This is a genomic window from Pseudomonas fluorescens (genome assembly GCF_005938625.1).
GTDB lineage: Bacteria > Pseudomonadota > Gammaproteobacteria > Pseudomonadales > Pseudomonadaceae > Aquipseudomonas > Aquipseudomonas fluorescens_BD.
Genome location: NZ_VCNJ01000030.1, coordinates 125,669 through 138,417, shown reverse-complemented (window position 1 = coordinate 138,417; position 12,749 = coordinate 125,669). Strand labels below are relative to the sequence as shown.

General features: G+C 58.3%; 12 protein-coding genes. 9 read left to right on the top strand and 3 right to left on the bottom strand.

Annotated elements, in window-relative coordinates; translation table 11 throughout:
* Window positions 1–32 precede the first annotated feature (32 nt).
* Both FGA82_RS20180 and ybaK read right to left on the bottom strand, forming a co-directional pair.
* The gene (locus tag FGA82_RS20180) at window positions 33–815 is read right to left on the bottom strand and encodes a PhzF family phenazine biosynthesis protein (RefSeq protein WP_141128447.1); all 783 of its coding nucleotides are present in this window, start codon (window positions 813–815) and stop codon (window positions 33–35) included.
* Window positions 816–910: 95 nt separating this feature from the next.
* A complete protein-coding gene (ybaK, locus tag FGA82_RS20175; protein WP_003227741.1) occupies window positions 911–1,381 on the bottom strand; it encodes a Cys-tRNA(Pro) deacylase in 471 nt (156 codons plus the stop codon).
* A gap of 362 nt (window positions 1,382–1,743) precedes the next feature.
* Between ybaK and FGA82_RS20170 the strand changes: the two genes are divergently transcribed.
* The 4 genes from FGA82_RS20170 (at window position 1,744) to glpD (ending at window position 6,965) form a co-directional block, all read left to right on the top strand.
* Window positions 1,744–2,595: an MIP/aquaporin family protein gene (locus FGA82_RS20170; protein WP_141128446.1), complete on the top strand. Its 852-nt coding sequence runs from the start codon at window positions 1,744–1,746 to the stop codon at window positions 2,593–2,595.
* A gap of 77 nt (window positions 2,596–2,672) precedes the next feature.
* Window positions 2,673–4,175: a glycerol kinase GlpK gene (glpK, locus tag FGA82_RS20165; protein WP_077574371.1), complete on the top strand. Its 1,503-nt coding sequence runs from the start codon at window positions 2,673–2,675 to the stop codon at window positions 4,173–4,175.
* 238 nt (window positions 4,176–4,413) lie between these two features.
* On the top strand, window positions 4,414–5,169 hold the full coding sequence (locus FGA82_RS20160; RefSeq protein WP_007916700.1) for a DeoR/GlpR family transcriptional regulator: 756 nt from the start codon (window positions 4,414–4,416) through the stop codon (window positions 5,167–5,169).
* 260 nt (window positions 5,170–5,429) lie between these two features.
* Entirely contained in the window at window positions 5,430–6,965 is a 1,536-nt protein-coding gene (gene glpD, locus FGA82_RS20155; RefSeq protein ID WP_141128445.1) for a glycerol-3-phosphate dehydrogenase, read from the top strand.
* 309 nt (window positions 6,966–7,274) lie between these two features.
* Here the strand turns inward: glpD and FGA82_RS20150 are convergent, their stop codons facing one another.
* Window positions 7,275–8,162, bottom strand: coding sequence for a LysR family transcriptional regulator (locus FGA82_RS20150; protein WP_141128444.1), 888 nt, complete (start codon window positions 8,160–8,162; stop codon window positions 7,275–7,277).
* A gap of 105 nt (window positions 8,163–8,267) precedes the next feature.
* Here FGA82_RS20150 and FGA82_RS20145 point away from each other — a divergent pair, with 105 nt between their 5' ends.
* The 5 genes from FGA82_RS20145 to FGA82_RS20125 are packed head-to-tail and all read left to right on the top strand — an operon-like array spanning window position 8,268 to window position 12,740.
* Window positions 8,268–9,635, top strand: coding sequence for an MFS transporter (locus tag FGA82_RS20145; RefSeq protein ID WP_141128443.1), 1,368 nt, complete (start codon window positions 8,268–8,270; stop codon window positions 9,633–9,635).
* Window positions 9,616–10,032 carry a DUF4440 domain-containing protein gene (locus tag FGA82_RS20140; RefSeq protein WP_141128442.1) on the top strand — a complete coding sequence of 139 codons (417 nt, stop codon included), beginning with the start codon at window positions 9,616–9,618 and terminating at the stop codon, window positions 10,030–10,032. The genes FGA82_RS20145 and FGA82_RS20140 overlap by 20 nt, the downstream gene beginning before the upstream one ends.
* Entirely contained in the window at window positions 10,029–10,961 is a 933-nt protein-coding gene (locus FGA82_RS20135) for a flavin reductase family protein (protein ID WP_141128441.1), read from the top strand. Before FGA82_RS20140 ends, FGA82_RS20135 begins: the two co-directional genes overlap by 4 nt.
* 14 nt (window positions 10,962–10,975) lie before the next feature.
* On the top strand, window positions 10,976–12,274 hold the full coding sequence (locus tag FGA82_RS20130) for a Rieske 2Fe-2S domain-containing protein (protein WP_141128440.1): 1,299 nt from the start codon (window positions 10,976–10,978) through the stop codon (window positions 12,272–12,274).
* On the top strand, window positions 12,255–12,740 hold the full coding sequence (locus FGA82_RS20125) for an aromatic-ring-hydroxylating dioxygenase subunit beta (RefSeq protein WP_141128439.1): 486 nt from the start codon (window positions 12,255–12,257) through the stop codon (window positions 12,738–12,740). Before FGA82_RS20130 ends, FGA82_RS20125 begins: the two co-directional genes overlap by 20 nt.
* Window positions 12,741–12,749 lie beyond the last annotated feature (9 nt).

Here is a 12,749-nt window from a genome sequence, read left to right as displayed (position 1 = left end):
AGGAGCTGCCGAAGGCTGCGATCTTTTAGCTTTTAACCGAGGATCAGGGTGCCGCTGGCGACCAGCGTCGCATTGCCGCCAATCTTCACCCGCTCACCTTCCAGCCGACAGAACAACTCCCCACCCCGCGCCGAGCGCTGGCACGCGGTCAGGCTCGATTTGCCCAGTCGCTTCGACCAATACGGAATCAGGCTGCAATGCGTCGAACCGGTCACCGGGTCTTCATTGATGCCAATTGCCGGTGCGAAATAACGCGAGACGAAGTCGTGCTGATTGCCGCGCGCCGTGACGATCGCACCGAGCCACGGCAGTTTGGCCAACGCGACCATGTCCGGTTTGCAATCAAGTACCGCCTGCTCCGATTCCAACACCACAAACAATTCGTTCGAACCGAGCACATCAACGGCTTCAACGCCCAATGCCCGCTCGACATCCAGCGTCACACCAATCTCTGACGGCACAATCGAAGGGAAATCCAGCCACAGCCGATCACCTTCCCGAGTGACGCTCAACGGACCGGACTTAGAGGTGAAGTCGATACGCTCGGCGGTTTCCTTATAGATCTCGAACAGCACATAAGCACTGGCCAACGTGGCGTGCCCGCACAACGGCACTTCAGTGGTCGGGGTGAACCAACGGATGTGCCACGCCTGACCTTCGCGTACCAGAAACGCGGTTTCCGCCAGATTGTGTTCGGCGGCGATCTTTTGCATCAGCTCATCCGCAAGCCACGCCTCCAGCCGATAAACCATCGCCGGATTACCACCGAACGGCCGATCACTGAACGCGTCGACCTGATGAAACTCGAGCTGCATAACTTTCTCCCTAAGTCAGTCGCCAAAGCATGCAACCACGCTGCGATCCACGCCAGTGACAGAACCGGCCAATTTTCTACATACAGCGATGACGGTTACGCGCGGCCGATATCGGCAAATTTCGCCTGAGTATGTTCAGCGAGCACGGCTGGCGCCAATTCGACTTCCAGGCCACGCCGACCGGCGCTGACATAAATAGTCGCAAAACCCTGAGCCGAGTTATCAATAAAAGTACGCAGGCGCTTTTTCTGCCCCAGCGGGCTGATGCCGCCTAACAGGTAGCCGGTGGAACGCTGTGCGGCCGCCGGGTCAGCCATCTCCACTTTCTTCACACCTGCAGCATGCGCCAGGCCCTTGAGGTCGAGGCTTCCGACGACCGGCACCACCGCTACCAGCAGCTCACCCTTTTCACTGGCCGCGAGCAGGGTTTTAAACACCTGTGCCGGCTCAAGCGCGAGTTTTTCCGCGGCCTCCAGCCCGTAGGACGCGGCTTTTGGGTCATGTTCGTAACTGTGCACGCGATGTTCGGCACGAACTTTTTTCAACAAGTCCAACGCAGGGGTCATGGCAGCTCCAGGCTCGGCAATGGCAAAAAAATTCTCCGCCGGATTCTAGGCGATCACATCTTAAAAGGCTCTATTCCAAGCCGCGATTCCCGTGGCCCGCGGGCATTCCGAGCGTGCCGTTATGGAGCGACAGCAAAGGATCATTCACAGAGCGAATAGTTTTATTGTGACCGACGGTTCACTTTCGACCTTTGACAGGTTTGTTTCTTGTCTATATTTTTTCGAATCTGAATAATGTAAGAATTATCGTCACCGCAGCACCCAGCAGTAAACCGGGAAAGGAATGGGGATTCCTGACCGGGGAAAATCGCGCCCTGCCCTGACGGCATCGCGCCAGACAACAACAAAAACCGAGGTTTTCAATGACAACTGCTTTACAGCAACCAACGCTCTCAAGCCAATGTATGGCCGAGTTTCTGGGTACTGCCCTACTGATCTTTTTCGGCACTGGTTGTGTCGCCGCGCTCAAAGTCGCGGGCGCCAGCTTCGGCCTGTGGGAAATCAGCATCATCTGGGGCGTCGGCGTAAGCATGGCGATCTACCTCACTGCCGGTGTTTCCGGCGCGCACCTGAACCCGGCCGTGAGCATCGCGCTGGCGATCTTCGCCGACTTCGAAAAGCGCAAACTGCCGTTCTATATTCTTGCGCAAATCGCCGGTGCCTTCTGCGGCGCCCTGTTGGTTTACACGCTGTACAGCAATCTGTTCTTCGATTACGAACAAACTCACCAAATGGTTCGCGGCTCGGCCGCCAGCCTTGAGTTGGCCTCTGTATTCTCGACCTTCCCCAATCCCGTGCTGTCGACCGCTCAGGCGTTCCTAGTCGAAATGATCATCACCGCAATCCTGATGGGCGTGATCATGGCCCTGACCGATGACAATAATGGCCTGCCAAGAGGCCCGATGGCGCCGCTGCTGATCGGCTTGCTGATCGCGGTGATCGGCAGCTCGATGGGCCCGCTGACCGGTTTCGCGATGAACCCGGCGCGTGACTTCGGTCCGAAACTGATGACTTTCTTTACTGGCTGGGGTGAAATTTCCTTCACTGGCGGCCGCGATATTCCGTACTTCCTGATTCCGATTTTTGCACCGATTGTCGGTGCCTGCCTCGGCGCTGCCGGGTATCGCGGGCTTATCGCCCGCCACCTGACCGGCGCCACACCTGCTACAAAGGATGCAGAACCGGCCATTGACGGCAAACCAAGAACTTCTTGAAACAGTCGGCGCGGGTTCCTGCCCTATAGAGCCTGCGCCACGGCCCACTCTCCCTTATTTCGTCCAAGGCAATCGACATGACCGACATTCAGAATAAGAACTACATCATTGCCCTCGATCAGGGTACGACCAGCTCCCGCGCGATCATTTTCGACCGCGATGCGAACGTGGTCTGCACCGCGCAGCGCGAATTCGCCCAGCATTACCCGCAGGCCGGTTGGGTCGAACACGATCCGATGGAAATCTTCGCAACACAAAGCGCGGTGATGGTTGAAGCGCTGGCCCAGGCCGGTCTGCACCACGACCAGGTCGCTGCCATCGGCATCACCAACCAGCGCGAAACCACTGTGGTCTGGGACAAGACCACCGGTCGCCCGGTGTACAACGCCATCGTCTGGCAGTGCCGCCGCAGCACCGAGATCTGCCAGCAACTCAAGCGTGACGGCCACGAAGAGTACATCCGCGACAACACCGGCCTGGTCACCGACCCGTACTTCTCCGGCACCAAACTGAAGTGGATCCTCGACAACGTCGAAGGCAGCCGCGAGCGTGCGCGCAACGGCGAACTGTTGTTCGGCACCGTCGATAGCTGGCTGATCTGGAAATTCACCGGCGGCAAAGTACACGTCACCGACTACACCAACGCCTCGCGCACCATGCTCTTCAACATCCATTCGCTGGAATGGGATTCGAAGATGCTGGAAATCCTCGACATCCCGCGCGAGATGCTTCCGGAGGTGAAGGCCTCTTCGGAAATCTACGGTCGCACCAAGAGCGGCATCGCCATCGGCGGTATCGCTGGCGACCAGCAAGCGGCGCTGTTCGGCCAGATGTGCGTGGAGCCAGGTCAGGCAAAAAACACCTACGGTACCGGCTGCTTCCTGCTGATGAACACCGGCGACAAAGCGGTGAAATCCCAGCACGGCATGCTCACCACCATCGCTTGCGGCCCGCGTGGCGAGGTCGCTTACGCGCTGGAAGGCGCGGTGTTCAACGGCGGTTCCACCGTGCAGTGGCTGCGTGATGAACTGAAAATCATCAACGACGCCCATGACACCGAATACTTCGCCAATAAAGTGAAGGACAGCAACGGCGTGTACCTGGTGCCGGCGTTCACAGGTTTAGGCGCTCCATACTGGGATCCGTATGCCCGTGGCGCGCTGTTCGGCCTGACTCGCGGCGTACGCGTGGATCACATCATCCGCGCTGCGCTGGAATCGATCGCCTACCAGACCCGCGACGTGCTCGACGCCATGCAACAGGACTCCGGCGAACGCCTCAAAGCCCTGCGTGTGGACGGCGGTGCGGTAGCGAACAACTTCCTCATGCAGTTCCAGGCCGACATCCTCGGCACGCAGGTGGAACGCCCGCAAATGCGCGAAACCACAGCGCTTGGCGCGGCGTATCTGGCCGGTCTGGCGTGCGGCTTCTGGGGTAGCCTGGAAGAACTGCGCGGCAAAGCGGTGATCGAGCGCGAGTTCGAGCCGAGCCTGGACGAAACCGAAAAAGAGAAGCTGTACAAAGGCTGGAAAAAAGCCGTCAGCCGCACCCGTGACTGGGCGCGTGAAGACGCTGAATAAGCCAACCTTAGGACTGGCTAAAGCGGTCCAAACAGCGTGAAAGCGTAGCGAGCGAAGGCAAGCCAAGGCAAAAACAGGCGAGGACGCGGAGTTTACGGGTTTGTAAATGAGCAGTCCGAGCCTGTTTTTAACGCAGGATGGCCGAGCGCAGTAGCTTTCACGTTGTTTGGAAACTGGTAGGGAGCGGATTCCTGCGTCATCATGGGCAAATTTTGCACGGCAGCCCAAAGGAAGCCCCATGAATCTGCCTCCCCGTCAGCAGCAAATCCTCGAGCTGGTCCGCGAACGCGGCTATGTGAGCATCGAGGAAATGGCCACGCTGTTCGTTGTTACCCCGCAAACCATCCGCCGCGACATCAATCAGCTCGCGGAAGCCAATCTGCTGCGTCGCTACCATGGCGGTGCTGCCTACGATTCCAGCGTCGAAAACACTGCCTATGCGATGCGCGCCGATCAGATGCGCGATGAAAAACAACGCATCGGTGAAGCCATCGCCGCACAGATTCCCGATCACGCCTCGCTGTTCATCAATATCGGCACCACCACCGAATCGATTGCTCGCGCCCTGCTCAATCACAATCACCTGAAGATCATCACCAACAACCTGCACGTAGCGTCGATGCTCAGTGCCAAGGATGATTTCGATGTGCTGCTGACTGGCGGCAATGTCCGTCGTGATGGCGGTGTGGTCGGTCAGGCGAGTGTGGATTTCATCAATCAGTTCAAGGTGGACTTTGCCTTGGTCGGGATCAGCGGGATTGATGAAGACGGCAGTTTGCTGGATTTTGATTATCAGGAAGTGCGGGTTTCCCAGGCGATCATTGCCAATGCACGGCAGGTGATTCTGGCGGCTGACTCGAGCAAGTTTGGGCGTAATGCGATGATTCGTCTTGGCCCGATCAGTCTGATTGATTGTTTGGTGACCGATCAGCAGCCGGTGCCGGCGTTGGCGCAGTTGTTGAGTCAGCACAAGATTCGCCTCGAAGTCGTCTAACTCCCGCAAGATCAAAAGATCGCAGCCTACGGCAGCTCCTACATGGGTTCACTTGACCTGTAGGAGCTGCCGAAGGCTCGGGCCGCGATCGGACGATCTTTTGCTTTTAATGTTCGAAAATTTTCTTTTAACCGCCCTTCGATGAGTTTTTTCAATCGAACGTGACTGGCTGCGCGCGTGTTTATGGGCTACCATTTTCGCAAATGAACATTCATGTTCGATTTCCAATATAGAAAATCAAAAGAACCCGAGGCCAGCCGATGTCCACCTCTACCTTGCGTACGCCCCCAATCTCCGAGATCTACGACATCGCCGTTATCGGCGGCGGGATCAATGGCGTGGGGATCGCAGCGGATGCCGCCGGTCGCGGGCTTTCGGTGTTCCTTTGTGAAAAAGACGATCTGGCCAGCCACACCTCGTCGGCCAGCAGCAAGCTGATCCACGGTGGCCTGCGCTACCTCGAACATTACGAATTCCGCCTGGTGCGCGAGGCGCTGGCTGAACGCGAAGTACTGCTGGCCAAAGCGCCGCACATCGTCAAACCGATGCGCTTTGTGCTGCCGCACCGTCCGCACCTGCGTCCGGCGTGGATGATTCGTGCGGGCCTGTTCCTCTATGACAACCTCGGCAAGCGCGAAAAACTGCCAGGTTCGAAAAGCCTCAAGTTTGGTGCCGACAGCGCGCTGAAAAGCGAAATCAAGAAAGGCTTCGAATACTCCGACTGCTGGGTTGACGACGCCCGTCTCGTGGTTTTGAACGCCATGGCCGCCCGTGAAAAAGGCGCCCACGTGCACACCCAGACTCGCTGCGTCAGCGCCCGCCGCGCCAAGGGCCTGTGGCACCTGAACCTGGAACGTGCCGACGGCAGCCTGTTTTCGATCACAGCCAAAGCGCTGGTGAACGCCGCTGGCCCGTGGGTCGCCAAGTTCATTCGTGATGACCTGAAGATGGAATCGCCGTACGGTATCCGTCTGATTCAGGGCAGCCACATCATCGTGCCGAAGCTGTACGAAGGTGATCATGCGCACATTCTGCAAAACGAAGATCAGCGCATCGTCTTCACCATTCCGTACCTGAACCACTTCACATTGATCGGCACTACTGACCGCGAGTACACCGGTGATCCGGCGAAAGTGGCCATCACTGAAGGCGAAACCGATTACCTGCTGAAAGTGGTCAACGCGCACTTCAAGCAGCAGATCAGCCGCGACGACATCCAGCACAGCTACTCGGGCGTACGCCCACTGTGCAACGACGAATCCGACAACCCGTCGGCCGTCACCCGCGATTACACCCTGGCCTTGTCGGCTGGCGGCGAAGAAGCGCCACTGCTGTCGGTGTTCGGCGGCAAGCTGACCACCTACCGCAAACTCGCTGAGTCGGCGATGGCGCAGTTGCTACCGTTCTTCACCCAGATGCGCCCGAGCTGGACAGCCACCGCTACCCTGCCCGGCGGCGAAGACATGACCACGCCACAGGCCTTGTGTGCGCAGATTCGCGACAAGTTCGACTTCGTGCCGACCGAGATCGCTCGTCGCTGGTCCACCACCTACGGCAGCCGCACCTGGCGCATGCTCGAAGGCGTAGAAACCCTGGCGGACATGGGCGAGCACTTGGGCGGCGGACTCTACACCCGTGAAGTCGATTACCTGTGCAGCGAAGAGTGGGCAACCACTGCCTACGACATTCTGTGGCGCCGCAGCAAACTCGGTTTGTTCACCACACCGGCAGAGCAGGAAAAACTGGCAGCGTATCTGGGCAAGGTTGAACAGAACCGCAAGATCGAAGCGGCCTGATCTTCGGACCGTCGCTTAGACGAAAGCCCCTGAATGGTGAGATTCAGGGGCTTTTTTTTGTGTCAATGAAATCCAGCCCCCCTCACCCCAGCCCTCTCCCCCCAAGGGGGCGAGGGGGAAAGGGAGCCGATCGGGGCTCGTTCAAATACCGCGCTGGGAAAAAGGAGCCGATCGAGGGCTTTTTCAATCCTGGGTTCGACTCGATATTTCAGGTCGGCGTAACTCGCAAGGATAACGCGATCAGTCCCCTCTCCCTATGGGCGGTCCGACGTTTCGGGAGGGCTAGGGTGAGGGGCTTTCAGGGCAGCATCACTGCGCCAGATGCAACAACAGAAAATCAATGAACGCCCGTGACTTGTGTGGCAGATGCGGGGTGTTCGGAAATACCACATTGATCGACTGCGAAGGCAACGAATACTCCGGCAGCAAGCGCACCAGATGCCCGGCAGCAATGTCATCGGCCACCACCCACGCCGGCAGAACCGACACGCCCAGGGACGACAACGTCATCGAGCGAATCGCCGTCGACGAGTTCGACTCGAAGTGGCTGGTACCGCCAACCTCGAAGGCCTGCCCTTGACCATGACGCAATGTCCACTGGGTCGGCGCCTGCAAATTGCTGTTGGCGATCCACGGCACGCTGTTCAGATCCTGCGGGGCCCGCACCGGATGCCGGGCGAGAAATGCCTCGGTGGCCACCAGCACGATTTCATAATCGGCCAACTTGCGACTTTTGAATGCCGAATCCGCCAAGTTGCCCAGACGGATCACCAGATCAAGTTTTTCCGCGACCAGATCATTCAACGAAGAGTTGAAGTTGTAGCACAGGCGAATTTCCGGATAGCGCTCGGAGAACAGAGGGATCAACGGCAGAATATATTTTTCACCGTATTCACTGGTTGAACTAATCCGTAACTTTCCGGACACTCGATTATTACCTTTCAGGACATTATCAAACGCATTATCGATGTCCGCGACAATACCCTTGAACTCCTCATAAAACTCCTGACCTATTTCGGTCAGCGATATATTGCGAGTATTGCGGATCAACAGCGTCGCCGACAACACTTCTTCCAGCGCCTTGACATGCAGGCTGGCCATGGCTTTGCTGATACTCAGATAATTCGCGGCCTTGGTGTAAGAACCAAAATCCACCACCGCGAGGAACGTCTGAACCCGATTAAGATGAGAGTGCATGGCGCTATGGCTCACTGTTAAATCCTGTCAAACATTGTTTTAAGCATAGTCGTATCGACACTTCAAGTCCATCGCCCCTATGCTGCGCGGCAAAGGGGATACAACATGAACTATCGCTATAAAATTGCGCTGATCTTTCTGATCGGCTTTTTTATTGACTGTATAAACATATTTATGTCGGCTGTGGCATTGCCCAGTATATCGGCAACTTTACAGGTCAGTACTTCATCGGTGGCGTGGGTCGCCAATGCTTATATTCTGGGCCTGACCCTGATTATTCCAGTCAGCACCTGGCTGGCCGGGCGCTTTGGCAGCCGCGAGATTCTCACCGCTTCGATGCTGGTGTTCACCGGCTCTGTGTGGATGTGCGGCATGGCCGACAGTTTCCATGAACTGGTGATCTGGCGGTTCGTTCAGGGGGTCGGTGGCGGGCTGCTGATTCCGGTCGGTCAGGCGCTGACCTTCAATCTGTTTCAAGGCGAACAACGGGCGAAAATATCCACACTGGTGATGGCCGTCGCGCTGATTGCCCCGGCCATTTCGCCGACGGTCGGCGGCATCATTGTCGACAGCAGCTCCTGGCGTTGGGTGTTCTACAGCAACATTCCGTTCTCGCTGATCGCCGCCGGACTGTCGTGGTTGTGGATCAAGGAAAGCAAACCAGCGGACCTGCCTCGTCCGGACATCAAAGGCCTGCTGCTGGTCAGCGCTGCACTCGCCAGCCTGCTGATGGGCATGTCGCTGTACGGCGGCGACTACCCGGCACTGGCCGCGTTGAGCTGTGTCGCGGCGGGCTTGCTGTTCATTGCGCTGTACCTGCGGCACTACCGCCGCTGCAGCAACGCGATCATCGAATTGAGCCTGCTCAAAAGCAAAAAGCTCAGCACCTCGATCTTCATCTATTACGCGATTCCCGGCGTGTTCACCGGGGTCAACCTGATGAGCATTTTCTTCCTGCAGAACACCCTGCACTTCAGCGCCCGGCTGACCGGGATGTTCATGATCCTTTATGCCATCGGCGCGTTCATTGCGATGACGATTTGCGGCCGGGTCTACAACCGGGTCGGCGCGAAACGTCTGTTCACCCTCGGCATGCTGCTGCACAGCGCCGGCATCGCCACGCTGATGCTGGTCAACGCGCCGACGGACCTGTGGGTGATCGTCATCGCTTACAGCCTGATGGGCATCGGCGGTGGCATCGGCGCCAACACCGCACAAACCACCTCGCTGATGGACTTCTCCGGCGGCGATACACACAAGGCCAGCGTGATCTGGAACATCAATCGGCAGATGTCGTTCAGCCTCGGTGCCGCGTTGTTTCTGATGATCTTCAATGTGCTGCTCAAGCAGTTCGACACCACACTGGCCTATCACGCGACGTTCGCGATTGCGGCACTGGTCGGGCTGTTCCCGCTGTTTCAGATGAGTCAATTGAACCCTCCAAAGGAATGCCATGAACAACAACCTGGTTGAACGAGCGCAACACAGTATTCACCACGTGCACGAACTGATTCACCGTGTCTTCACCAATGCCGACGATGCCGGCGCAGACGCCATCGGCCCACTCATGGCGGTGTTCGCCGAGCACTTCAGCATGGTCACCACCTCGGCCGCCGTGGTCGGTCGGGCACAAGTCGAGCAACTGTTCAGCGGTGCCGTCGGTGCCCGCAAAGGTCTGGAGATTCTGATCAGCGACCTGCACACGGTCTGGCACGAAGGCTCGACCGTGGCCCTGCGCTACAAGGAAACCCATCGCCTGAATCAGAGCGAAACCTCACGTATTTCGCTGGCGATCCTGCGTGTGCAGCACCACGACGTCCAGTGGCTGTACCTGCACGAAACACCGATCAGCCAGGAAAAGCCTGCATGAAATACACCGTCACCCACTGCCGGATGCTCTCGGCGTCGATCAAGGAAGTCACCGTCAGCGGTCCGGCCTCCCTGTCGGAAATGACCCATGCCGGTGCGCACTTCAAATGGCTGATCCCGGGGCTGGACGACTGTCGGCATTACTCGACGGTGCATGTGAACGAGGTTGCGGATGGCCAGTTCACTTTCGCCATCCGCCTCTCGCCGGACTCCGCCAGCAGCCAGTACATCCGCACCTTGGCGGTCAATGACAGTGTGGAGCTTGAAGGTCCGCTGAACACCTTCAACTACCCGCTCGACGCTGACCGCGGACGTGACATCGCGATTGCTGGCGGCATCGGCATCACGCCGCTGACCGGCATCCTGCGCCACCTCGACGCGTTGAACCGCCCTGCGCACCTGCATTACTTCGCCAAGAGCGCCGACGACGCGGTCTACGCCCGGCACCTGCAAGAACAGCTGCAAGAACGCCTGCAACTGCACTTCTCCGGCAGTCGCCCGGCAATCAGCGAGGTGCTTGCCGACTTGAGCGCCGATGACCGTCTGTATGTCTGCGGCCCGGCGGCGATGCTCAGCGCCGTGCTCAAACACGCCGAAAGCGTTGGCCTGGCGCGTGAGCAGATCCATCTGGAAGTGTTCAACGTTGCCCGCGATGACGTCGCGCAAGGCTTTGTCATCGAGGCGGCCGACTCCGGTGTCAGCGTCAATGTCGGCCCGCAACAATCATTGCTCGAAGCCTTGGAAGCGGCCGGACTCGACCCGCTGTACGACTGCCGTCGTGGTGAATGCGGCGTCTGTGCGCTGGACGTACTCGAAGGCGAAGTCGATCACCGCGATTTCATCATGAGCGAACAGGAAGCGGCCTGCAGTACGCGAATCTACCCCTGCGTTTCCCGTGCGAAAAGCCCGCGCCTGAAACTGGCGATCTGAGAGAGGACACCCCGTTGGACAACTATTTCAATGGCAGAGAAGTGCATAAATCTCTGTTCCTTGATCAGGCGCTTTTCGAACAGGAACAGCAGCGCGTGTTCGCCGCGAGCTGGTGCTACCTGGGTCACGACAGCCTGATCCCCGAGACCGGCGACTACTTCACCACCACCCTCGCGCAACAGCCGCTGGCGATGGTTCGGCAGAAGAACGGCGCCATCGTCGTGCTGCACAACCGCTGCCCACACAAAGGCGTGAAAGTGCTGGCCGAAGCGCGCGGCAATGTCGGCCGCTTCATGCGCTGCCCATACCACGCCTGGACGTTCAAGACGGACGGCGAGTTGCTGAGTATTCCCGTGAAAAAGGAATACGACGACTGCGACCTCAGCAGTTGTTCTGCGCACAAAGGCATGCGCCCGGTGCAAGCGGTGCACAACTATCGCGGCTTCGTGTTTGTCCGCCTGACGGAAGAAGGCATCGGCTTCGAGGATTTTTTCGGCGAGTCGCTGTCGACCCTGGACAACATGGTCATGCGCTCGCCGCAAGGCCAGCTGAAAGTGATCGGCCAGCCACTGCTGCACCGCCATCGCTGCAACTGGAAAATGGTCGTCGACAACCAGACCGACACCTGCCACCCGATGATCGCCCACGAGTCTTCGGCCGGCGAAGCGATACGCCTGTGGCAGGAAACCGGCGCTCAGGGCAAGCCACCGATGGCAGTCGAACTGTTCTCGCCGTTCATGGCCTCCTACGAGTTTTTCGCCGGCATGGGCATTCGGGTCTGGGCCAACGGCCACGGGCACACCGGGGTGAGTAATTCGATCCACAAGGCGTACACCGACATCCCCGGTTACTGGGACTTGATGGTGCAAAGCTACGGTGAAGAGCAGGCCCGGGCGATCCTCGACGACACCCGCCACAACACCGTGTATTTCCCCAACCTGATGGTCAAGGGACCGATCCAGACCTTGCGCGTGATCAAACCGGTCAGCGCCCGCGAGACCATCGTCGAGTCGTGGATCTTCGAACTGCAAGGCGCCCCCGTGCAGTTGCTGGAAAGAACCGTGCAGTACAACAACCTGATCAACTCGCCGTGCTCGATGGTCGCCCACGACGACGTGGAAATGTACGAACGGGCCATGGAAGGCCTGGGCAGCGACGCCAACGAATGGGTCAACGTCGCCCGCCTGTTCAGCCCGAACGAATCCTACGCGCAGAGCCAAGTGGTGTCCGGCACCAGCGAAATGGCCATGCGTAATTTCTATAACAGTTGGCAGCACTTGATGCGGGACGACCATGCAACACGATCAATCTAATCACCACGCCATCGAGCAACTGATCGAGACCGAACTGCACTTGCTCGACCAGCAGGATTTCGACGCCTGGCAACAGCTGCTCAGCGATGACTACCACTACTGGATTCCCATGACCCGAGAGCAGGTCAGCCCGTTGCACGAATCATCGCTGGTGTATGAGGACCGTTTTCTGACCACGCTGCGGATCAACCGGCTGGCCAATGCGCGCAACTTTTCCCAGCAGCCCAAGAGTCGCAGCCTGCACATCGCCCAGCGCCCGCGCATCACCCTTGACGAAGCCTCGTTCAGCGCGTGCGCCAGCTCCAACATGCTCTATTGCGAAGCGCGCGGCGACAACGAATGGCACTACCCGGTGACCGTCGAACATCAACTGATCAACATCGATGGCACGTGGAAGATTCACGGCAAGAAAATCCTGTTGCTCAACCCCGCACGCGCCCTTGAAAGCCTGCAGCTCATTATCTGATCGATCGAG

What these genes read in the sequence shown, in the direction of transcription:
- FGA82_RS20160 (WP_007916700.1), top strand. Translation starts at nt 4,414, where the DNA reads ATGAATCTGCCTCCCCGTCAGCAGCAAATCCTCGAGCTGGTCCGCGAA.
- FGA82_RS20180 (WP_141128447.1), bottom strand. Translation starts at nt 815, where the DNA reads ATGCAGCTCGAGTTTCATCAGGTCGACGCGTTCAGTGATCGGCCGTTC.
- FGA82_RS20135 (WP_141128441.1), top strand. Translation starts at nt 10,029, where the DNA reads ATGAAATACACCGTCACCCACTGCCGGATGCTCTCGGCGTCGATCAAG.
- ybaK (WP_003227741.1), bottom strand. Translation starts at nt 1,381, where the DNA reads ATGACCCCTGCGTTGGACTTGTTGAAAAAAGTTCGTGCCGAACATCGC.
- glpD (WP_141128445.1), top strand. Translation starts at nt 5,430, where the DNA reads ATGTCCACCTCTACCTTGCGTACGCCCCCAATCTCCGAGATCTACGAC.
- FGA82_RS20170 (WP_141128446.1), top strand. Translation starts at nt 1,744, where the DNA reads ATGACAACTGCTTTACAGCAACCAACGCTCTCAAGCCAATGTATGGCC.
- FGA82_RS20145 (WP_141128443.1), top strand. Translation starts at nt 8,268, where the DNA reads ATGAACTATCGCTATAAAATTGCGCTGATCTTTCTGATCGGCTTTTTT.
- FGA82_RS20150 (WP_141128444.1), bottom strand. Translation starts at nt 8,162, where the DNA reads ATGCACTCTCATCTTAATCGGGTTCAGACGTTCCTCGCGGTGGTGGAT.
- FGA82_RS20125 (WP_141128439.1), top strand. Translation starts at nt 12,255, where the DNA reads ATGCAACACGATCAATCTAATCACCACGCCATCGAGCAACTGATCGAG.
- glpK (WP_077574371.1), top strand. Translation starts at nt 2,673, where the DNA reads ATGACCGACATTCAGAATAAGAACTACATCATTGCCCTCGATCAGGGT.
- FGA82_RS20140 (WP_141128442.1), top strand. Translation starts at nt 9,616, where the DNA reads ATGAACAACAACCTGGTTGAACGAGCGCAACACAGTATTCACCACGTG.